General features: G+C 70.0%; 19 protein-coding genes. 11 read left to right on the top strand and 8 right to left on the bottom strand.

The features are described from left to right. Window positions 1-8 precede the first annotated feature (8 nt). Window positions 9-1541 (bottom strand): DEAD/DEAH box helicase, encoded by a 1533-nt coding sequence (locus ACXDF8_RS18170; RefSeq protein ID WP_457224669.1) that lies wholly within the window; start codon window positions 1539-1541, stop codon window positions 9-11. 253 nt (window positions 1542-1794) lie between these two features. Between ACXDF8_RS18170 and ACXDF8_RS18165 the strand changes: the two genes are divergently transcribed. Further along, the gene (locus ACXDF8_RS18165) at window positions 1795-2475 is read left to right on the top strand and encodes a ferritin-like fold-containing protein (protein WP_457224668.1); all 681 of its coding nucleotides are present in this window, start codon (window positions 1795-1797) and stop codon (window positions 2473-2475) included. A gap of 3 nt (window positions 2476-2478) precedes the next feature. Here the strand turns inward: ACXDF8_RS18165 and ACXDF8_RS18160 are convergent, their stop codons facing one another. Next, the gene (locus ACXDF8_RS18160) at window positions 2479-3048 is read right to left on the bottom strand and encodes an MmpS family transport accessory protein (protein WP_457224667.1); all 570 of its coding nucleotides are present in this window, start codon (window positions 3046-3048) and stop codon (window positions 2479-2481) included. Window positions 3049-3223: 175 nt separating this feature from the next. On the opposite strand from ACXDF8_RS18160, the gene ACXDF8_RS18155 reads away from it, so the two are divergent. Next, window positions 3224-3475, top strand: a complete 252-nt coding sequence (locus tag ACXDF8_RS18155; RefSeq protein ID WP_457224666.1) for a DUF3107 domain-containing protein — start codon at window positions 3224-3226, stop codon at window positions 3473-3475. Here ACXDF8_RS18155 and ACXDF8_RS18150 read toward each other — a convergent pair. Next, window positions 3472-4140, bottom strand: coding sequence for an HTH-type transcriptional activator FasR (locus tag ACXDF8_RS18150; RefSeq protein WP_457224665.1), 669 nt, complete (start codon window positions 4138-4140; stop codon window positions 3472-3474). The genes ACXDF8_RS18155 and ACXDF8_RS18150 overlap by 4 nt on opposite strands. A gap of 164 nt (window positions 4141-4304) precedes the next feature. Between ACXDF8_RS18150 and ACXDF8_RS18145 the strand changes: the two genes are divergently transcribed. The 3 genes from ACXDF8_RS18145 to ACXDF8_RS18135 all read left to right on the top strand — a co-directional run bounded on the left by ACXDF8_RS18145 (window position 4305) and on the right by ACXDF8_RS18135 (window position 7511). Next, entirely contained in the window at window positions 4305-5345 is a 1041-nt protein-coding gene (locus ACXDF8_RS18145) for a DUF3152 domain-containing protein (protein WP_457224664.1), read from the top strand. A gap of 108 nt (window positions 5346-5453) precedes the next feature. After that, window positions 5454-6620: an adenylyltransferase/sulfurtransferase MoeZ gene (gene moeZ / locus ACXDF8_RS18140; protein WP_457224693.1), complete on the top strand. Its 1167-nt coding sequence runs from the start codon at window positions 5454-5456 to the stop codon at window positions 6618-6620. A gap of 36 nt (window positions 6621-6656) precedes the next feature. Beyond that, entirely contained in the window at window positions 6657-7511 is an 855-nt protein-coding gene (locus tag ACXDF8_RS18135; protein ID WP_457224663.1) for a TIGR02569 family protein, read from the top strand. Here the strand turns inward: ACXDF8_RS18135 and ACXDF8_RS18130 are convergent. Then, window positions 7508-7804, bottom strand: a complete 297-nt coding sequence (locus ACXDF8_RS18130; RefSeq protein WP_457224662.1) for an MGMT family protein — start codon at window positions 7802-7804, stop codon at window positions 7508-7510. The two genes, ACXDF8_RS18135 and ACXDF8_RS18130, sit on opposite strands and share 4 nt — an antisense overlap. A gap of 2 nt (window positions 7805-7806) precedes the next feature. Beyond that, window positions 7807-8604, bottom strand: a complete 798-nt coding sequence (locus ACXDF8_RS18125) for an alpha/beta hydrolase (RefSeq protein ID WP_457224661.1) — start codon at window positions 8602-8604, stop codon at window positions 7807-7809. Between the two features lie 120 nt (window positions 8605-8724). Here ACXDF8_RS18125 and ACXDF8_RS18120 point away from each other — a divergent pair, with 120 nt between their 5' ends. From ACXDF8_RS18120 to ACXDF8_RS18110, 3 genes are all read left to right on the top strand, one after another. Next, window positions 8725-9639, top strand: a complete 915-nt coding sequence (locus ACXDF8_RS18120) for a DMT family transporter (protein WP_457224660.1) — start codon at window positions 8725-8727, stop codon at window positions 9637-9639. A gap of 71 nt (window positions 9640-9710) precedes the next feature. Further along, a complete protein-coding gene (locus tag ACXDF8_RS18115; protein ID WP_457224659.1) occupies window positions 9711-12854 on the top strand; it encodes a PD-(D/E)XK nuclease family protein in 3144 nt (1047 codons plus the stop codon). Then, window positions 12788-16084 (top strand): ATP-dependent helicase, encoded by a 3297-nt coding sequence (locus ACXDF8_RS18110; protein ID WP_457224658.1) that lies wholly within the window; start codon window positions 12788-12790, stop codon window positions 16082-16084. Before ACXDF8_RS18115 ends, ACXDF8_RS18110 begins: the two co-directional genes overlap by 67 nt. Here ACXDF8_RS18110 and ACXDF8_RS18105 read toward each other — a convergent pair. Continuing rightward, window positions 16059-16463 carry a DoxX family protein gene (locus tag ACXDF8_RS18105; protein ID WP_457224657.1) on the bottom strand — a complete coding sequence of 135 codons (405 nt, stop codon included), beginning with the start codon at window positions 16461-16463 and terminating at the stop codon, window positions 16059-16061. The genes ACXDF8_RS18110 and ACXDF8_RS18105 overlap by 26 nt on opposite strands. A 63-nt stretch (window positions 16464-16526) precedes the next feature. Between ACXDF8_RS18105 and ACXDF8_RS18100 the strand changes: the two genes are divergently transcribed. Then, window positions 16527-17600: a potassium channel family protein gene (locus tag ACXDF8_RS18100; protein WP_457224656.1), complete on the top strand. Its 1074-nt coding sequence runs from the start codon at window positions 16527-16529 to the stop codon at window positions 17598-17600. A gap of 5 nt (window positions 17601-17605) precedes the next feature. After that, window positions 17606-18523, top strand: coding sequence for an NAD(+) diphosphatase (gene nudC / locus ACXDF8_RS18095; RefSeq protein WP_457224655.1), 918 nt, complete (start codon window positions 17606-17608; stop codon window positions 18521-18523). A gap of 70 nt (window positions 18524-18593) precedes the next feature. Here nudC and ACXDF8_RS18090 read toward each other — a convergent pair whose 3' ends face one another. Beyond that, the gene (locus ACXDF8_RS18090) at window positions 18594-18845 is read right to left on the bottom strand and encodes a mycoredoxin (RefSeq protein ID WP_457224654.1); all 252 of its coding nucleotides are present in this window, start codon (window positions 18843-18845) and stop codon (window positions 18594-18596) included. Window positions 18846-18876: 31 nt separating this feature from the next. Here ACXDF8_RS18090 and ACXDF8_RS18085 point away from each other — a divergent pair, with 31 nt between their 5' ends. After that, window positions 18877-21012 carry an ATP-dependent DNA helicase UvrD2 gene (locus tag ACXDF8_RS18085; RefSeq protein ID WP_457224653.1) on the top strand — a complete coding sequence of 712 codons (2136 nt, stop codon included), beginning with the start codon at window positions 18877-18879 and terminating at the stop codon, window positions 21010-21012. Here ACXDF8_RS18085 and ACXDF8_RS18080 read toward each other — a convergent pair. Next, window positions 21009-21440 (bottom strand): hypothetical protein, encoded by a 432-nt coding sequence (locus ACXDF8_RS18080; RefSeq protein WP_457224652.1) that lies wholly within the window; start codon window positions 21438-21440, stop codon window positions 21009-21011. The two genes, ACXDF8_RS18085 and ACXDF8_RS18080, sit on opposite strands and share 4 nt — an antisense overlap. Window positions 21441-21486 lie beyond the last annotated feature (46 nt).

Below are 21486 nucleotides of genomic sequence, written 5' to 3'. Positions count from 1 at the left end.
AGTGGTCGTCAGCCGGCGGTCGCGCCGGCCTCGGCCGCCTTGTTCGGGCGACGACGGCGCCGGCGCTTGCGGGCCGGGCTGCCGTCACCGGAGGCGGACTCGGCAGCCGACCCGTCGGGCTGACCGTCCGACGTCTTCTCGGCGGCATTCTCGACATGGCCGGTGGCGCCTTCGCCGCCGCGGGTGCGGCGACGCGAGCGGGTGCGACCGGACCGTTCCCGGGTGGAGTCGGTGGAGCTGATCCGGGTGGCGTCCTTGTCCTCGGTCTTGGTGGCGCCCCTGGCGGACGTCCGCGGCTTACGCGCGGTGCCGACGGAGCCGGTGGCGTCGGCGGGAATGCCCAACTCCGCGTAGAGGTGCGGCGAGTTGGAGTAGGTCTCGGCGGGATCGGCGCAGTCCAGCTTGAGGGCCTTGTCGATCATCGACCAGCGCTCGAGCTCGTCCCAGTCGACCAGGGTGATCGCGATACCGGTCTTGCCGGCCCGGCCGGTGCGGCCGATGCGGTGCACGTAGGCCTGTTCGTCCTCGGGGATCTGGTAGTTGATGACGTGGGTGATGTCGTCGATATCGATACCTCGAGCTGCCACGTCGGTAGCCACCAGCACGTCGATATCACCGGTGCGGAACGACTTCAGGGCTTTCTCGCGGGCGATCTGGCCCAGGTCACCGTGCACCGCGCCGACCTTGAACCCACGCTCGGCGAGTTCGTCGGCGACCTTCTGCGCGGTGCGCTTGGTGCGGGTGAAGATCATCGTCGCTCCGCGGCCATCGGCCTGCAGGATGCGGGCGACCATCTCGACCTTGTCCAGCGCGTGCGCGCGGTAGACGAACTGCTCGGTGGTGTCGTGGGTGGCCGCCCCTTGCACGCCCTCGGCCCGGATGTGGGTCGGCTGCTTCATGAAGGTGCGGGCCAGCGTGATGATCGGGTCCGGCATGGTCGCCGAGAACAGCATGGCCTGCCGCTCGTCGGGGATCTGGCGCAGGATGCGCTCGATGTCGGGCAGGAAGCCCAGGTCGAGCATCTCGTCGGCCTCGTCGAGCACCAGCATGCTCAGCCCGCCGAGCTGCAGGTGACCCTGCTGAGCGAGGTCGAGCAACCGGCCGGGGGTGCCGATCACGACGTCGACGCCCTTCTGTAGGGCCGCGATCTGGGCCTCGTAGGGGCGCCCGCCGTAAATGGAGGTGACCGACAGCTTGCGATCGCCGGCGCGCAGATACTTCGCGGCGCTGGCGAGGTCTTCGTACACCTGCAGGCACAGCTCGCGGGTCGGCACGACGACCAGGCCACGCGGGATGCCGGTGAGTTCACGCTCGGGGTCGGTGGTGATGCGCTGAAGCATCGGCACGCCGAAGGCAAGGGTCTTGCCCATGCCGGTGCGGGCCTGGCCGATGAGGTCGTCGCCGGCCAGAGCCATCGGCAGGGTCAGTTCCTGGATGGCGAACGCGAATTCCTTGCCGTCTTCGGCAAGTGCCCGGACGATTTCGTCACGGACGCCGAGCTCGGCGAATGAGGTCTGGGGATGAGTTGTCAGTGGTGTCATGCTTGGGGCGCTGTGCCTTCCGATGTCGTTCCTCGTTAGTGCTTCCAAAGCGCGCACGAGTTCTGACGTTCGGAATGGAGTCGGCTTCAAGAAGTTCGATGCCGATTCGCCGGGCCCTGCACTGAGGGAGGCGGGCCCACTGCGTGCACGCACATTTCCTTGACGCCGCCTGACGGCGGTAGTCAGAGCCCATTGTAGCTGGTCGGGCTTGCCGGGACTGATCGGCGCTCCGCCCGGGACTACAGTGGCGGCCATGACCGCCTCCCAGCCCGCGGCATCGCCGTCGAGAATTGCTGCCGACCATCCCGGCGTCACGGAGTTGTTCGCTCTGCTGGCCTACGGCGAGGTGGCGGCTTTCTACCGGCTCACCGAGGAAGCGCGGATGGCGCCGGATCTGCGCGGCCGGATCAACATGGCCAGCATGGCCGCCGCGGAGATGGTGCACTACGAGTTGCTGCATGACGCACTGGAGGCCCGCGGGGTCGACGTGGTGCCGGCGATGACGCGCTACGCCTCAGCGCTGGAGAACTACCACCGGCTGACCACGCCGAGTACCTGGCTGGAGGCCCTGGTCAAGACCTACGTCGGCGACGCGCTGGCCGCCGACTTCTACCTGGAGATCGCCGACGTCCTGCCCGACGAGGTGGCCGCGGTGGTGCGCCGGGTGCTCTCCGAGACCGGCCACTCGCAGTTCGTGGTCGCCGAGGTCCGCCAGGCGGTGACCGCCAGCGGCCGGCAGCGCAGCCGGCTGGCGTTGTGGTCGCGGCGGCTGCTGGGCGAGGCCATCACCCAGGCCCAGTACGTGCTGGCCGACCACGACGAACTGGTCGACCTGGTGTTGGCCGGCCCGGGTGGCCTTGGACAGGTCACCGAGTTCTTCGGCCGGCTGCAGCGCACCCACGACGACCGGATGCGTCAGCTCGGTCTGGCCTGACCCCTAGCGATTACAGGTCGCCGAGATCGTGTTGTCGGTCTGGGCTGCGACGGTCGCCCCGCCGGCGTCGGTGATCCAGCAGTTGAGCTGACTTCCGCCGCTGCTGGCGGTGACGTAGTTGACCGGGACGGTGGGGATCACGGCAAGTCGCCACGGCAGCGCGACGTTCTCGACGGTGCGCAGTGCGCCGGTCTCGTCTGCGTAGACGATGGTCACCGAGTCGTCGGGGCGCTGGTTACCGGCCACCGTGTAGATCACCTGGCGGGCATCGACTAGCGGTTGGGCCAGCGGCGCGGCGGCGGGAGTGCTCGGGGCGATGACGACCGGAGTCTCGACGGGCAGGCCCGGCACCGTGACGGTGACCGGCGCGGCAGGCGGGGTGGAGGTCAGCGGGCCGGGGGTAGCGGTGACCGTGCGTTTGGGGGAGGCACTGCCGATGTCCGGGATCGTGGTGGCGGCGTCGCCGGTCCGCACGACGAACGTCGTCGCCGAGGTCGCGACCAGCACGCCGGCGACGGTCAGGGCCACCCGGGGCCACTGCACCAGGCCACCTCGGCGCTTCTTGTCGGTCACCAGATCAGGCTAGGGACCGTGCGGTGTTCGCGACGGCGCGCCGCGCCTGCTCGTTGCCATGCTGTTATCGCAGCTTGACGCCCTATTCGCTAAACGCGAACGGCTGGGCGTAACTGTGCGGGCGGGTGTCCACTAGCCTTCTGGGGTAACGCGCCTACGAACGGAAGGGTCCAGCGTGGAGGTCAAGATCGGTGTCTCGGACAGCCCACGTGAGCTGGTCTTCGCCAGCTCTCAGACGCCCAGCGAGGTCGAAGAGCTGGTGACGTCGGCATTGTCGGAGGGCGGCTCTGGTGTGCTGAGCCTGACCGATGACAAGGGTCGCCGGTTCCTGGTGCAGAGCAGCAAGATCACCTATATCGAGATCGGTGTCGCCGACACTCGCCGGGTCGGCTTCGGTATCGGCGCGAGCCCGGCAGCGGGCGCTTAGCCGCGGGTCAGCGGGACGTGTGACAGTCCGCCCCAGGCGAACTGCACCGTCCCGTCGACCGCGTCTTCCTTCGTGATCGGGCGGTCGGCGTCCAGCCAGTAGCGTGCGCAGTCGACGCTGATGCCGACCAGTCCGACCGCGATCATCCGGGCGCGGTGCGGGTCCAGCCCGGAATCGCGACTGATCAGATCGAACACGGCGTCGGTGCACGCCTCGGTGGCCACCTTCACCTGCACGGCGACCTGCGGTTCGGTGACGTAGTCGTTCTCGAAGATCAGCCGGTAGCCCTGACCGTCGTGCTCGATGAAGTCGAAGAAGGCCTGCACCGCGGCGCGCAGCCGCTGCCGGTTGTCGGTCGTGGTGCGCAGGGCTTGACGCACACCGGACACCAGGTTGTCGACGTGGCGTTGCAGGACCGCCAGATACAGCTCGAGCTTGCTCGCAAAGTGTTGGTAGAGAACGGGTTTGCTCACCCCGGCACGGTCGGCGATCTCGTCCATGCCTGCGGCGTGATAGCCGCGGTCGACAAAGACTTCACTGGCAGCGGCCAGTAACTGGCCCCGTCGCTCGTCGCGCGGCAGCCGGCTGCCGCGCCGATTCGCGGGTCGGTCGCCATTGGCCGTGCGAGCGGATTTCCGCTCGGCCGTGTCGGCGAGTTCGCTCATGGGCCCTCAATCTGCTCTGCTGGCGGGGCGTGCGGGTCGGCATGCTCCCAGCCTCGTCGCACCGACACTACTACTCGGTTCGGGTTACTCGCCCGTAGTGGGCGCGGGGGATGGTCCGGGCGCGCCGGGACGGTTCGATCAGGCTGTTGTGCCATCCTGGGTCGGTGACCTACGACCCGGGGCACCGCGGGGGCGGTCGTGTACCGGTGCTGCGCGACGAGTGGCGTGAGCCGCTGCGCGCCCAGCGCGACCCCGTGGCCGGGGAGTCCGGCCGGGTTCGGTCCAACCGTGATCAACGTCGGCAGTGGCGCAAACAGACGTGGCTGGGGCGGTTCGTCTCGACCTACGGCTGGCGGGCCTACGCCCTTCCCGTGCTGATCGCGATCACCGGGATCGTGCTCTACCAGACCATCACCGGCACCGCGGCGCCCGCGCCGCACGCTGGCCACGACGCGGTGCAGGGGCCACCGACCATCGGCTCCAGCGGAACGTCGATCATCGGCGCCCCGCCGCGCGGACTGACCGAGTTCGACGCCAACCTGCCGACCGGGATCCTGCCCGACGGCGGCGTCTTCACCGAGGCGGGTGCGAAGACGTGGCACATCGTCGAGGGGACCACCCCGAAGGTCGGTGAGGGCACCGCCAAGACGTTCACCTACACCGTCGAGGTGGAAGACGGGATCGACACCACGCCATTCGGCGGGGACGAGGGTTTCGCCCGGATGGTCAGCGAGACGCTGAGTAATCCAAAGAGCTGGATCCACAATCCGCAGTTCGCCTTCCAGCGCATCGACGCCAGCAGCCCCGACGTCAAACCCGACTTCCGGGTGTCGCTGACCTCGCCGATGACGGTGCGGGAGGGGTGCGGCTACGAGATCCCCATCGAGTCGTCCTGCTACAACCCGGCCTACGGGCCCGATGCCCAGCCCAGGGTGTTCATCAACGAGGCGCGCTGGGTGCGCGGCGCGGTGCCGTTCCAGGGAGACATCGGGTCCTACCGGCAGTATGTGGTCAACCACGAGGTCGGCCACGCGATCGGCTATCAGCACCACGAGCCGTGCGACGAGAACGGCGGCCTGGCGCCGGTGATGATGCAGCAGACCTTCTCGACATCGGACGACGACGCGTCGAAGTTCGACCCGGAGTACGTCAAGGCCGACGGCAAGACCTGCCGGTTCAACCCCTGGCCGTACCCGATCGCCTGAGCCGGACCAGCCGCGGGGAAGCTTCCGGCGACGTTTGCCGTTGATTGGTCTACCTGCTGAGATGGGCGGGGAAGAGTCGAACCCGAGGAGTGACCGGTGTCTTCACCGTTGCCACCGCTGGTCGAGCCGGCCGCCGAGCTGACCCGCGAGGAGGTGGCGCGCTACAGCCGCCACCTGATCATCCCGGACCTGGGCGTCGACGGGCAGAAACGCCTCAAGAACGCCAAGGTGCTGGTGATCGGTGCCGGCGGTCTCGGATCGCCCACCCTGCTGTACCTGGCTGCGGCCGGTGTCGGCACCATCGGCATCGTCGAGTTCGACGTGGTCGACGAGTCCAACCTGCAGCGCCAGATCATCCACGGCCAGTCCGACGTCGGCCGGCCCAAAGCCGAGAGCGCCCGCGACTCGGTGCTGGAGATCAACCCGCTGGTCACGGTGCGGCTGCACGAGCTGCGCCTGGAACCCGACAACGCGGTGGAGTTGTTCGAGCAGTATGACCTGATCGTCGACGGCACCGACAACTTCGCCACCCGCTACCTGGTCAACGATGCCGCCGTCCTGGCGCACAAGCCTTACGTGTGGGGCTCGATCTATCGCTTCGAGGGTCAGGCGTCGGTGTTCTGGGAGGACGCCCCGGACGGGCTGGGCCTGAACTACCGCGACCTCTATCCCGAACCTCCGCCGCCAGGCATGGTGCCGTCATGCGCAGAGGGCGGCGTGCTGGGCATCCTGTGCGCCTCGATCGCCTCGATCATGGGTACCGAGGCCATCAAGCTGATCACCGGCATCGGCGAGACGCTGCTGGGTCGGCTGATGGTCTACGACGCCCTGGACATGACCTACCGCACGATCCGGATCCGCAAGGATCCGCAGACGCCCAAGATCACCGAGCTCATCGACTACGAGGAGTTCTGCGGCGTCGTGTCGCAGGCCGCTGCCGCCGCGGCGGCGGACTCCACCGTCACGCCCATCGAACTGCGTGAACTTCTCGACTCCGGGACCAAGGTGGCGTTGATCGACGTCCGCGAGCCGGTGGAGTGGGAGATCAACCACATCTCCGGCGCCGAACTGCTGCCGAAGTCCGTCATCGAGACCGGCGAGGGCCTGGCCAGGCTGCCGCAGGACCGCATCCCGGTGCTGTACTGCAAGACCGGTGTGCGCTCGGCGGAGGCCTTGGCGGTGCTCAAGAAGGCCGGTTTCTCCGATGCGCTGCACCTGCAGGGCGGCATTGTGGCGTGGGCGCGACAACTCGAACCCGACATGGTCATGTACTGACGGCGTGCACGCGCCGCGACACCTTAGGCTGTCCGGGTGACTGACGAACGACCGCCGGAGCATGTCTTGGCGGCGTTCGGTCTCAAGAACGCCGACCCCGAATCGCTCGGTGCCGGGTGGGAGGGCGGCTGGCGCTGCGGCGAGGTCGTCTTGTCGGTGATCGCCGACCACGCCAGGGCCGCCTGGTCGGCGAAGGTACGCGAGACATTGTTCGTCGACGGCGTGCGGCTGGCCCGGCCGGTGCGTTCGACCGACGGCCGCTACGTGGTCTCGGGTTGGCGGGCAGACACATTCGTCGCCGGTACTCCCGAACCCCGCCACGACGAGGTGGTCTCGGCAGGGGTGCGGCTGCACGAGGCGACCGCCAAACTCGAGCGGCCCCGGTTCCTGACCCAGGCCCCGGTCGCGCCGTGGAGCGATGTCGACGTCTTCATCGCCGCCGACCGCGCCGCCTGGGAGGAACGTCCGTTGCACTCCCTGCCGCCCGGTGCGGTGGTCTCGCCCGGCTCCGCCGACGGCGAGCGTTCGGTGGACCTGATCAACCAGCTCGCCAGTTTGCGCCGGCCCACCAAGAGCCCGAGCCAACTGGTCCACGGCGACCTGTACGGCACCGTATTGTTCGCAGGCACCGCCGCGCCCGGAATCACCGACATCACGCCCTACTGGCGGCCGGCGTCGTGGGCGGCGGGTGTCGTCGTCGTCGACGCACTGGCGTGGGGCGAAGCCGACGACGGTCTCATCGAACGCTGGGATGCCCTGCCAGAGTGGCCGCAGATGCTGTTGCGGGCGTTGATGTTCCGGCTCGCCGTTCATGCGTTGCATCCGCGGTCGACGGCGGCGGCGTTCCCCGGTCTGGCGCGCACCGCCGCGCTGATCCGGTTGATCCTCTAGAACGTGTGGCGGGCCTGGCTCAGGTCCACACGGCCATCCCGGGCCAACACCCCTTCGGCGCGCAGCCGCTCGAGTTGGTGGGTCGCCAGATGCGCGGCGGGCCGGCCCGAGGCCGTGATGACCCGGTGCCACGGCAGGTCGGAGGAATCGGTGCGCATGATCCAGCCGACGATGCGCGGGCTGGAAAGCGCTGCCGCCGAGGCGATGTCGCCGTAGGTCGCCACCCGGCCGGGCGGGATGGCGGCGACCAGCCGGCGCACCCGCTCGACCTGTTCGTCGGTGATCGGCGCCATCGCTAGCGGCTCTCGAGCATGCCCCGGATGACGGCCGCCGTCTCAGCCGGCTTGGCGTGCGGAACCATGTGCTCGCAGGCGAAGTCGACCAGGGTGAAGTCCGCGCCGAGCCGGGTCGACAACCCGCCGATCAGTTCCTGGCTGATGTAAGGCGGATCGGTCCACTGCGCCCGCACCAGCGTGGTCGGGGTTCCCTCCCGCGGCAGCACGATATCGCGGGCCAGCTCGCTCCAGTACGACACCATCGCTGGCACGCTCACCCGCCAGCCGAACCGGCCGTTGGGTAAGGCGATGAGATGTTCGTCGAGATCCTCGTCGAGTTCGACGGGGGACACGTCGGCCCACGATCCGGTGAACTTCTCGGTGCGGGCTTCGTCGCGGTCGGTGTAGTCGGGGGAGTCGAGCATCGCCTCGGCGCTCTCCCGCATCCACTGCCCATCCAGTCCGGCCGCGGGATCGAGCAGCACCAGCCCGGACACCAGATCCGGGCACGCCGCCGCCAGGTGCAGCGCGATCGCGCCGCCGAAGGAATGGCCGACGACGAGCACCGGGCTGTCGGCGGTGTCTTCGACCAGACTCGCCAGCGCGGCCACGTTGGCGTCGATCGTCCAGGGCGCCGCCCACGACGAGCGGCCGTGGCCGAGCAGATCGGGTGCGGCGACGGCCAATTCGGGCAGGTGGACGGTTGACAGCGTCCGCCAGCGGCGGCCGTGGCCGGTCAGACCGTGGATGGCCAGAACCTGCACGGGGCCGGGCGGACCATAGCGGTGGAGGTGGAGAGGGGAGGTCACGGCGTCCATGCTGCCAGTGGTCCGACGGGCAGGGGCAAAGCGACCCGGGCGTCGGGATTCAGTCCCCCCGATCCATGGCGTCGGATTCCCGCCAGCGTCCGTGCGGCGCCCGGACGAAACTTCGACGTCGTGATCGGTGGATCTTCGCGGGTGTTGGCCCAGTTCATTCTGTTGGCCTTGACCTGGGGGGCGAGTTTTCTGTTCATCAAGGTCGGCCTGGAGGGGCTCTCGCCGGCGCAGGTCGTCTTGGCTCGATTGGGTGGTGGGGCGTTGACCTTGGCGGTGCTCTGCGCCGCGACGCGTGCGCCGCTACCCAGGTCGCTGTCGGTTTGGGCGCACGCGGGGGTGGTGGGCGTGCTGCTGTGCGTGCTGCCGTTCCTGTTGTTCGCGATGGCCGAGCAGCACATTACGTCCGGTTTGGCGGCGATCTACAACGCATCGACACCGTTGATGACGATGTTGATCGCGACGGTCGCGTTGCCCGAGGATCGTCCGAGCGGGTGGCGGGTGGTGGGACTGGTGTGCGGCTTAGCCGGCGTGATCGTGGTGCTCTCGCCGTGGCAGGGATTTCTCGCCGGCAGCGGCGCCGCGCAAGCTGCCTGTCTGTTGGCGACCGCTAGCTACGGGGCCGCGTACGTCTATTTGCGCCGATTTCTGCTGCCGAACCAGTTGCCCGCGCTGGTCGTCGCGGCAATGCAGGTGGGGACCGGCGCACTGGTGATGGTCGTGTTGTCGCCGGCAATCGTCTTGCAGCCCATGCACTTATCCGGCCGAGTCATCGCGAGCATGGCACTGCTCGGGGTGTTCGGGACGGGTTTGGCCTACATCTGGAACGTCAACGTGGTGACCGCGTGGGGAGCGACCGGCGCGTCCACCGTCACCTACCTCACCCCGCTGGTGGGGGTCGTTCTCGGTGTCGTCGTCTTGGCCGAGAAGCTCGCGTGGAACCAGCCACTGGGCGGGTGCCTCGTCGTCATCGGAGTTGCGCTCACCCGCATCAGAGGTCCTGTCCAGGCGGAATCTCAAGCCACATTGCCCGGTTGACGGAAGCCCCGACCGGTCGGTGCATCCCAGGCGCCGAGAACTTGTCGGACCCGCGTGATGTCATGCCCGTCATGACCACACCCGCCCGCCTGGCCCCGCAGCCCCAACCGAGTGACCTGCTGCGTCCCGGCCTGCGTGGCACGGTCCGGATCGTCGGCGGTCCGGGTACCGGTAAGAGCAGCCTGCTGGTGGCGGCGGCCGCGGCGCACATCGGCGCCGGAACCGACCCCGAATCGGTTCTGTTGCTGACGGGTTCGGGGCGGCTGGCCACGTCGGCGCGCAGCGCACTGACCACGCAGCTGCTGGCGGCCCGCTCGGATGAGCCGTGCCGCGCGGTGGTGCGCGAACCGCTGGTGCGGTCGCTGCACAGCTACGCCTTCGCGGTGTTGCGGCAGGCGGCCGCCCGCGCCGGGGACCCCCCGCCGCGGTTGGTCACGGGGGCCGAGCAGGACGGCATCATCCGTGAGCTGCTGGCCGGTGACATCGAAGACGGTGCAGCGGCGGCGTCGCGGTGGCCCGATCAGTTGCGCCCGGCGTTGACCACCGCGGGTTTCGCCACGGAGCTGCGCGATCTGCTGGCCCGGTGTGCCGAGCGGGGTGTGGACCCGCTGCAGCTGCAGCGCATCGGCCGCTTGTCCGGGCGCCCGGAGTGGGTGGCCGCGGGCCGGTTCGCCCAGCAGTACGAACAGGTGATGCTGTTGCGGGCGGCGGTCGGCACCGCCGCACCACAGGCGACCGTGCCCGCCTTAGGGGCGGCTGAACTGGTCGGCGCCGCGCTGGAGGCGCTCGGCACCGACGCCGACCTGCTGGCCGCCGAGCGGTCCCGCATCCGCCTGCTGCTGGTCGACGATGCCCAGCACCTGGACCCCCAGGCCGCCCGCCTGGTCCGCGTGCTGGCAGCCGGAGCGGACCTGACCCTGCTGGCCGGCGACCCGAACCAGGCCGTGTTCGGCTTCCGTGGAGCCGATCCGGAGTTGTTGACGACGCCTGACACGCCCGCCGTCGAGCTGACCCGTTCCCATCGCTGCTCCGACGCGGTAGCGGCGGCGATCAGCGGGATCGCCGCCGGCCTGCCCGGCAGCAGCGCCTGGCGCGGACTGGGCGGCAACGGCGACGACGGCGGCTCGGTGAGCGTGCGCATCGCGGCCTCCGCGCATGCCGAGGCCGCGCTGATCGCCGACGCGCTGCGCCGCGCCCACCTCGTCGACGGGCTGCCGTGGTCGTCGCTGGCCGTCCTCGTCCGTTCGGTGTCGGCCGCCGCGGCGTTGCCCCGGGCGCTCGCGGTGGCCGGTGTGCCCGTCGCGTCGCCCGATCCGGCCGGGCCGATCGGGGAGCAGCCGGCCGCGAACGCTCTGCTGACCGTCTTGGCCGCCACCGCCGACGGCCTGGACGGTGAACGCGCGCTGGCGCTGCTGACCGGGCCGATCGGCCGCGTCGACCCGGTGTCGCTGCGGCAGCTGCGGCGCGCGCTGCGCCGCGGCGGGTCCGGTGAGTTCGGCGCGCTGCTCGTCGCGGCGCTCACCGCGGCGCCGGTCGGGCTGCCCGCCACACTTGCGCGCCCCGTCAACCGGGTCCGTGCGGTGCTGGCCGCCGCAACCCGTGCACATCAGCGGCACAACGATCCGCGCTATACCCTATGGCAGGCCTGGGAACGTAGCGGGCTGCAGCGGCGGTGTCTGTCGGCGGCCGAACGTGGCGGTACCGAGGGGGCGCTGGCCGAGCGCAATCTCGCCGCGGTCACCAGCCTGTTCGACGTCGCCGAAGATTACGCCTCGCGCACCACCGGAGCCTCGCTGCCAGGTTTCCTTGATCACGTTGCCGCCCTGCAACTTCCGCGGACACGTGCCGACGGTCCGGCACCGACCGAGACGGTCGCCGTGCTCAGCCCACACGCGGCGCTGGAGCGGGACTGGGACCTGGTGGTCATCGCCGGGGTGCAGGACGGTCTGTGGCCCAACACCACCCCGCGCGGCGGCGTGCTCGGTACCTCACGGTTGCTCGACGTCCTCGACGGCCTCGGTGACGACGTGTCGCTGCGTGCCCCGCTGCTGGCCGAGGAGCGCCGGCTGCTCATCGCGGCGATGGGCCGTGCCCGGCGACGGCTGCTCGTCACCGCCGTCGACAGCGACAGCGGTGACGGGGCGGCCCTGCCGTCACCGTTCGTCACCGAACTCACCGGCTATGCCATCGATCGGGCCACCGCCCCGGGGGCCGTCACCTCCGACCCCATAGTCGCACCGGCGGTGCTCTCGCCGGCGGCCGTGGTCGGTCGGCTGCGCTCAGTCGTCTGCGCACCGGACGGGGCTGTAACCGAGGGTCAACGCGTCACCGCGGCAAGGCAATTGGCCCGCCTGGCGGCTGAGGGCGTCGCAGGTGCCGACCCCGCGCAGTGGTACGCCACGACGGAACTGAGCACCCACGAGCCGCTGTGGAGCGGGGCGGAACACACCGTCACGCTGAGTCCCTCGACCCTGCAGACTCTGTCCGACTGTCCGCTGCGCTGGCTGACCGAACGCCACGGTGGCAGCGATCGGCGACAGCTGCGTTCGGCGCTCGGTTCGGTAGTGCACGCGCTGGTCTCCGACGCCACCGCTGCCGTCGACACGTTGGTAGCGGATCTGGAGAAGCTCTGGGGGACTATTCCGTTCGACTCGAGCTGGTACGCCGACAACGAGCTCGCCCGGCATCGGGCGATGCTGGAGGCGTTCGTGGCGTGGCGCTCCGCGACGCGCCACGAGCTCACCGAGATCGGAACCGAGGTCGAGTTCGACGGCGTGATCGCCGAACCCGGCGACGAGCTGCCCGGCGTGCGAGTGCGGGGACGGGTCGACCGGCTCGAACGTGACGCCGAGGGTCGGCTGGTGATCGTCGACCTCAAGACCGCCAAGAGCCCGGCCACCAAGGACGAGGCGCAGCGCCACGCCCAGCTGGGTCTCTATCAACTGGCCATCGCCGAAGGTGTTCTCAGCGAAGGCGACCGGCCCGGCGGTGGACGGCTGGTCTATCTCGGCAAGCCCAGTAGCGCCGGTGCTACCGAGCGCGAACAGTCCGCGATGACTCCGGACAGCCAGGCCGAGTGGCGGCACAGTGTGCAGCAGGCGGCCGGTGCCACCGCCGGCCCGCAGTTCCTCGCCCGGGTCAACGACGGATGCACGCACTGCCCGATGCGCTCCGCCTGCCCGGCCCACACCGCACCACGAACGGATCCGTCATGACCTACACACCCGCGGAACTTGCTGCCGCCCTGGGCCTTCCGGCTCCCACGGACGAGCAGGCGGCGGTGATCTGTGCCCCGCCGGGGCCGCTGGTCGTCATCGCCGGCGCCGGTGCGGGAAAGACTGAGACCATGGCCGCACGGGTGGTGTGGTTGGTCGCCAACGGTTTCGCCGACCCCGGCCAGGTGCTGGGCCTGACATTCACCCGCAAGGCGGCCGGGCAGCTGCTGCGCCGGGTCCGCTCCAGGCTGGCCCGGCTGGCCGGCCACCTCGGCGCCGCCACCGTCGGTGCCCCCACGGTGAGCACCTATCACGCGTTCGCCGGGGCGTTGCTGCGCGAGTTCGGACCGCTGTTGCCGGTGGAACCCGACGCGCGGCTGATGTCCGAAACCGAGCTCTGGCAGCTGGCGTTCGACGTCGTCAGCGCCTACCGCGGCCCGCTGCACACCGATAAGGACCCCGCCGGCGTCACCGCGATGGTGCTGCGGCTTTCCGGTGAACTGGCCGAGCATCTCGTCGACACCGACCAGTTGCGCGACACCCACCTCGAACTGGAGAACCTGGTGCACCACCTGCCGGCCGGGCGTTATCAGCGCGACCGCGGTCCCAGCCAGTGGCTGCTGAGCATGCTGACCACCCAGACCCAGCGCAGCGCGCTGGTGCCGCTCATCGACGCGCTGCACGACCGGATGCGGGCGGAGAAGGTGATGGACTTCGGCTCACAGATGTCGGCCGCGGCGCGCCTGGCTTCCACGTGCCCGCAGGTCGGTGCGCAGCTGCGGGAGCGGTTTCGGGTGGTGTTGCTCGACGAATACCAGGACACCGGCCACGCCCAGCGCATCGCGTTGTCCTCGCTGTTCGGCAGCGGAGCCGACGCGGGCCTGGCGCTCACGGCGGTGGGCGACCCGATCCAGTCCATCTACGGCTGGCGGGGCGCGTCGGCGGCCAACCTGCCACGGTTCACCACCGACTTCCCACGCCCCGACGGGTCGCCGGCCCCGACCCTGGAGTTGCGCACCAGTTGGCGTAACCCGCCGAGCACGCTGCACATCGCCAACGCGGTCTCGGCCGAAGCCCGCCGCAGATCCGTTGCGGTACGGGCACTACGGCCGCGTCCGGGCGCCGAAGCGGGCACGGTCCGGTGCGCCTTGCTGACCGATGTGGCCGCCGAACGCGACTGGCTGGCCGACCACATCGCCGAACGCTACGCCGGTGCCGCCGCGGTGGGCGCCGCGCCGCCGACCGCGGCGGTCCTGGTGCGCCGCAACGCCGACGCCGGTCCGATCGCCGAGGCGCTGGTGGCCCGCGGTGTCCCGGTCGAAGTGGTGGGCCTGGCCGGGCTGTTGTCCATCACCGAGGTCGCCGATGTGGTGGCCATGGTGCGGCTGGTGGCTGATCCCGCCGCGGGCGCGGCGGCGATGCGGGTGCTGACCGGGCCGCGGTGGCGGCTTGGCGCGCGCGATGTCGCCGCGCTGTGGCGGCGGGCCGTGACCCTCGACGGAACGCGGCCGGCAGCAGCCACCGCCGAGCAGATCATCGCCGCCGTGGCCCCCGACGCCGACGGCGCGAGCCTGGCCGACGCGCTGGCCGATCCGGGACCGGCGGAGGGCTACTCGCCCGACGGCTACCGACGGATCACAGCGCTGGCCGACGAAGTGGCGCGCCTTCGGACCTTCCTGGGCCATCCCGTTCCGGAGTTGGTCGCCGAGGTGCGTCGTGTCCTCGGTGTCGACGTCGAGGTGCGCGCGGCCAGCCCGGTCGCCGCGGGATGGGCCGGCGCCGAGCACCTGGATCGCTTCGCCGACGTGGTCGCCGGCTACGCGCAGCGGCTCGGCGCCGGAGTCGACGGTCTGCTTGCCTACCTCGATGCCGCCGCCGTGGTCGAGAACGGCTTGGCGCCCGCCGAGGTTACCGTGGCCGCCGGACGGGTCCAGGTGCTGACCGTGCACGCGGCCAAAGGGCTGGAATGGGAGGTGGTGGCGGTACCGCATCTCTCGGCGCGGGTGTTCCCGTCCACGGCGTCAAAACGCACGTGGCTGACCGATCCGGCCGATCTGCCGCCGCTGCTGCGCGGTGACCGTGCCGTCGCCGGCCTGCATGGCGTCCCGGTGCTGGACACTTCGACCGTCAGCGATCGAAAGATGTTGTCCGACATCATCATGGCGCATCGCGACCAGCTCGAACAGCGTCGTCTCGACGAGGAACGTCGCCTGCTCTACGTCGCGATCACCCGCTCGGAGGACACCCTGCTGGTGTCCGGGCATCACTGGGGCCCACGCGAAGCCAAGCCGCGCGGCCCGTCGGACTTCCTCTGCGAGATCAAAGAGATCATTACCTCTGCCGCCGAGGCGGGTCAACCGTGTGGCGAGGTCGAACAGTGGGCGCCGGCGCCGGGCGACGGAGAACCGAATCCGTTGCGCGACAACGTTCGTGAGGCGCTGTGGCCGGCCGATCCGCTCGGCGCCGGCCGTGGTGACGTCGAGCGGGGCGCCGCCCTGGTGCGGGCGGCGATCACCGGCGCAATCCCCGACGCCGACACCGACGATCCCGAGGACTGGGCCGGTGACGTCGACGCACTGCTGGCCGAGCGGGCCCGCTCGGCCGCCCCGGCGCCGGTCGCCGTGCCCAGCCAGCTCTCGGTCAGCGCGTTGGTCGAATTGGACCGCGATCCCACAGCCTTGCAGCGGCTGACCCGCCGCCTGCCGTCGCGCCCCGACCCGCACGCGATGCTGGGCAGCGCATTCCACGAGTGGGTGCAGCGGTTCTACGGCGCCGAGCGGCTGTTCGACCTCGACGACCTGCCCGGCGCGGTCGACGGTGTACCTACCGAAACCCGCGAGCTGTCGGCGCTGCAGGAGGCGTTCACCGCGTCACCGTGGGCGGCGCGCACCCCGCTGGATGTGGAGGTGCCCTTCGAGATGGCGATCGGGGACACCGTCGTGCGTGGACGCATCGACGCGGTGTTCGCCGACCCCGATGGCGGCATGACGGTGGTCGACTGGAAGACCGGCGAACCACCGGCCGACGAAGACGCCCGCCGGCACGCCGCCGTCCAGCTCGCGGTGTATCGGCTGGCGTGGGCGGCGCTGCGAGACTGTCCGGTGGAGTCCGTGCGCGCGGCGTTCCACTATGTGCGCGCGGGTACCACCGTCAGGCCGGACGCCCTGCCCGGCCCGGAGGAATTGGTGGCTCTGCTCGCTACCGCTAGTAGCGCGGAGCGTTGCGCCTGATCGCGACCGCTTGAACGATCATCGGGATCTGCAACGGCAGGCGCGCAAGCGAGGCCAGCTTCATCGGCAGCGGCTTACCCCACCACAACCGGCACATGTTGATGTTCGCCGGGAACACCGCCAGGTACAGGGCGATCGCGGCCAGCGCGCCGGCGCGGCGGGTCCGCGGCACCAGCAGCATCGTTCCGATGCCGACCTCGGCCACTCCGGATGCGTAGGTGTAGAACCGCGGATCACCCGGCAGCTCGGCGGGCACGATGGTGTCGAACGGCTTGGGGGCCACGAAGTGCCCGAGCCCGATGCCGATCAGCATCGCGGCGGTGCGGTACGCGGGAAGTTGGCTGGCGGGGCGTGCGGATTCGGTCGTCGTCGTCGGCATGGGTACATAATGCTCGTGTGGTGGGAGCTGGGGCGAAGCGGTTGGGCACGATGACGGAGACGCGTGGCCAAGGGTAGGTTGCGGCGCAGGCTCGAGGCGATCGACGAGAACCTGGCAGCCAAGCCCGACAGCGCGCTCGTGGACTATCTCCACATTCCGGAGAAGTTCGTCAGCCCGGGCCGGCGCATCGCCCGCCGCCTGCTCTACGCCCTCACGGCGCTGTTCGCCGCGGTGATCATCGTCTACCTCGATCGTGGCGGCTACCGCGACGTCCGCGAGGGCCCACTGACCTTCCTGGACTGCCTGTACTACGCAACCGTGTCGCTGTCGACGACCGGCTACGGCGACATCACGCCGTACACGGAGACCGCGCGACTGGTGAACGTCCTGGTCATCACCCCGCTGCGGGTGGCGTTCCTGATCGTGTTGGTCGGTACCACCGTCGAAACCCTGACCACGGCGTCGCGGCAGGCTCTCAAGATCCAGCGTTGGAGGAACAGCGTGCGCAACCACACCGTCGTCATCGGGTACGGGACGAAGGGCAGGACGGCGGTGGCCGCGATGATCGGTGACGGCGCCGCGCCAGCCGACATCGTCGTCGTGGACACCGACCAGGTCTCGCTGGACCGCGCCAATGCGGCCGGTCTGGTCACCGTGCGCGGCGACGCCAACAAGTCCGACGTGCTGCGGCTGGCCGGCGCCCAGCACGCCCACTCGATCATCGTCGCCACCAACAGTGACCCGACCGCGGTGTTGGTGACGTTGACCGCCCGCGAGCTGGCCCCGAAGGCCAAGATCATCGCCTCGGTCCGCGAAGCCGAGAATCAGCACCTGCTGCGCCAGTCCGGCGCCGACTCGGTGGTGGTGTCGTCGGAGACCGCGGGCCGGCTGCTGGGCATCGCCACCAGCACGCCGAGCGTGGTGGAGATGATCGAGGATCTGTTGACCCCCGATGCGGGGTTCGCGATCGCCGAACGTGAGGTCGAGCCCAAGGAGGTCGGCGGTTCGCCGCGCCACCTGCCCGATCTGGTGCTCGGGGTGGTGCGCGGCGGCAAGCTGCTGCGGGTCGACGATCCCGACGCCGACGCCCTGGAGACCACCGACCGGCTGCTCTACGTGCGCAGCGCGGGGGACTGAGCGCGGTGGCTTTCCGACTGCGCAACGTTCCCTTGCTCTCTCGGGTGGGCGCGGACCGCGCCGATCAACTGCGCACCGATGTCGACGCCGCGATCGCCGGCTGGTCGGATGCGGCGCTGCTGCGCGTCGATCACCGCAACCAGGTGATGGTCGCCGACGGCCGCGTCGTGCTCGGGTCGACCACTGCACTGGGCGACAAGCCGCCCGCCGACGCGGTCTTCCTGGGCCGCCTGCCCGACGGACGGCACGTGTGGGGAATCCGGGCCGCACTGGAGGCGCCGGCGGACGGCAACGCCGACGTCTCCGACCTGCGCCGCGGCGGCCAGTTCGTCGACGACGCCAGCGCCCAGCTGATCGCCGCCGCGCTGGCGCTGCTCAACTGGCACGACCAGGCCCGCTACAGCGCGGTCGACGGCGCGCCGACACGGCCGGTCAAGGGTGGCTGGTCGCGACTCAATCCGCTCACCGGCCACGAGGAGTTCCCCCGCATCGACCCGGCCATCATCGTGTTGGTGCACGACGGCCACGACCGGGCGGTGCTGGCCCGCCAGACGAACTGGCCGCAACGGCTGTTCTCGCTGATCGCCGGTTTCGTCGAAGCGGGTGAGTCGTTCGAGACCTGTGTGGTGCGCGAGGTCGCCGAGGAAATCGGGCTGGCCGTCACCGACGTCGAATATCTGGGCAGCCAGCCGTGGCCGTTCCCGCGCTCGCTGATGGTGGGCTTCCACGCCGTCGCCGACCCCGAGCAGGAGTTCGTCTTTCACGACGGCGAGATCGCCGAGGCGGCATGGTTCACCCGCGCCGAGGTGCGCGCGGCCCTCGAGCAGGGCGACTGGAGTAGCGACTCGGCGTCCAAGCTGCTGCTGCCCGGATCGATCTCGATCGCCCGCGAGATCATCGAATCCTGGGCGGCCCACGCCTAATTGCGCCCAAACCGACAAACCGCCGCGAAGGTGCGAGAAGAACGCAGCATTACGTCGATCTCGGCGCTGCTTAGGACGCCAGCTGGGCCTGGACCTCTTTGAGGCTGGGATTGGTCAGCGCGCTGCCGTCCGCGAACTTCACCGTGGGCACCGTCTGATTGCCGCCGTTGACCGACATCACGAACTTGGCGGCCTCCATGTCGTGCTCGATGTCGATCTCGGTGAACGCGATGCCCGCCGACGTCAGTGCGGTCTTGAGGCGCTTGCAGTAACCGCACCACACGGTGCTGTACATCGTGAGCTGGGGTTCGTTGCCACTCATGAGGTCGAACCTAGCGGAGCGCCGACGTGCGATGTCCCCACCCCCTGCCAAGATGGTGTCCATGCCGTTGTCCGTCGATCATCTGAGCGGTCTCGACGACGAACAGCGCGAAGCCGTGCTGGCCGCTCGGGGACCGTTGTGTGTACTGGCCGGTGCGGGCACCGGCAAGACCCGCACCATCACCCACCGCATCGCCCACCTGGTCGCCAACGGCCACGTCGCGGCGGGTCAGGTGCTGGCGGTCACGTTCACCTCCCGGGCCGCCGGTGAGATGCGGGCCCGGCTGCGGGGAATGGAGTCGGCCGACACCGCGGGGACGCCGGTATCCTCGGTGCAGGCGTTGACCTTTCACGCCGCCGCCCGCCGGCAGCTGCAGTATTTCTGGCCGCGGGTTGTCGGTGACACGGGCTGGCAACTGCTGGACACCAAGTTCTCGGTGGTGGCCCAGGCCGCCAGCCGCGCCCGCCTGCAGGTGAGTACCGACAACGTCCGCGACCTCGCCGGCGAGATCGAATGGGCGAAGGCGTCGTTGATCAGCCCGGAGGGCTACGCCGCGGCAGTGGCCAAGGAATCCCGCGACATCCCGCTGGACGCCGAGAAGGTGGCCGCCGTCTACGCCGGGTACGAGAAGCTCAAGGCCAACCGCGACGGCATCGCGCTGCTCGATTTCGACGACCTGCTGTTGCACACCGCCGCCGCGATCGAGAACGACGCGGCGGTCGCCGCCGAATTCCGGGATCGCTACCGCTGTTTCGTCGTCGACGAATACCAGGACGTCACCCCGCTTCAGCAACGGGTGCTCGGTGCGTGGCTGGGGGATCGTGACGATCTGACGGTCGTCGGCGACGCCAACCAGACCATCTATTCCTTCACCGGTGCCTCGCCGCGCTATCTGCTGGACTTCTCGCGGCGGTTCCCGGAGGCGACGGTGGTGCGCCTGGAACGGGACTACCGCTCCACGCCGCAGGTGGTGTCTCTGGCCAACCGGGTGATTGCCGCTGCCCGCGGCCGGGTCGCCGGCAGCAAGCTGCACCTGATCGGCCAGCGCGACCCCGGCCCGTCGCCGACCTTCCACGAACATCCCGACGAGGTCGCCGAGGCCACGGCGGTGGCGCGCACCATCAAGCGCCTCGTCGAATCCGGAACGCCGCCAGCCGAAATCGCGGTGCTCTACCGCATCAACGCCCAGTCCGCGGCCTATGAAGAGGCGCTGACCGAGGCTGGTATCGCGTTCCAGGTGCGCGGCGGTGAGGGGTTCTTCAGCCGCCAGGAGATCCGGCAGAGCCTGGTCGCGCTGCAGCGGGTCGCGGAGCGGGGTGGCCAGACCGAGGGCGGGCTGCCGGAGATCGTGCGTGCCGTGCTCGAACCGCTCGGACTGACCGCCGAACCACCAGCCGGCACCAAAGCCCGCGAACGCTGGGAAGCGCTGACCGCGCTGGCCGAGTTGGTCGACGACGAGGTGGCCGCTCGCCCAGAGCTGGAACTGCCCGCCTTGATGAGCGAGCTGCGCGCCCGTGCCGATGCCCGCCATCCACCGGTCGTGCAGGGCGTGACGCTGGCATCGCTGCATGCCGCCAAGGGGCTGGAGTGGGATGCGGTGTTCCTCGTCGGCCTGGCCGACGGCACACTGCCGATTTCGCATGCGCTGGCCCACGGTCCCGACAGTGAGGCCGTGGAGGAGGAACGGCGCCTGCTCTACGTCGGAATCACCCGTGCGCGTGTGCATTTGGAGCTCAGCTGGGCGCTGGCCCGCACCCCCGGCGGGCGGCAGGGCCGGCGTCCATCCCGGTTCCTCAACGGCATCGCGCCCCAGACTCAGGCTGAGCCGTCACCGACCAAACCGCGTCGCCAGAAGGGCGGCACACCGCGCTGCCGGGTCTGCAACGCGGTGCTCACCAGTGCACCGGCGATTATGTTGCGCCGCTGCGAAACCTGCGCGGTCGACGTCGACGATGAGCTGCTCGGCCAACTCAAGGACTGGCGTTCGCGCACGGCCAAGGAACTGAAGGTCCCGGCCTACGTGGTGTTCACCGACAACACCCTGATCGCGATCGCCGAGGCCCTGCCCACCGATGACGCGGCGCTGGTGGCCATCCCCGGCATCGGGGCGCGCAAGCTCGAGCAGTTCGGCCCCGACGTGCTCGACCTGGTGCGCGCCCGCCACTAGCCGGGACCGTAGTTGCCGGTCCTCGTGGTGGCGTTGGTGCCGTTGTCCGCTATCCCCGGGATGCCCCCGCCGGTGTAGCTGCTGACGTCGCCGACGCCTTGGCTTGCCGTCCCGCCAGGGTGGTTGGCGGTGGCGCCGCCGGTGTAGCTCGATGGGCCCCCGACGCCGACGGTGGCGCCGGAGCAATGCGTATGGCACAGGTTGTTGGACGTCGAACCGCCGGTGTAGCTCGATGGGCCGCCGACACCGAGGCTTGGTCCACCGCCGGCGCCGGTGACCGCGCCGGATTCGCCGTGAGTGTCCGCCGCGGCGACGGGCGAGCCAGACAGTGTGATCGCCGCGAACAACGCGGCGGCGCCGGCTGTCAGAATGCTCCGCGAATGTCGAATCGGACTGTGCGTGTGGTCATTTCGCGCTATCGGTTGCATGTCTCAAGGATGGCTGCGGTGTCCGGCCGGGTCACGTGACTCATAC

It is taken from the genome of Mycolicibacterium sp. CBM1 (genome assembly GCF_054073305.1).
This window is presented reverse-complemented; position numbering and strand designations above follow the sequence as displayed.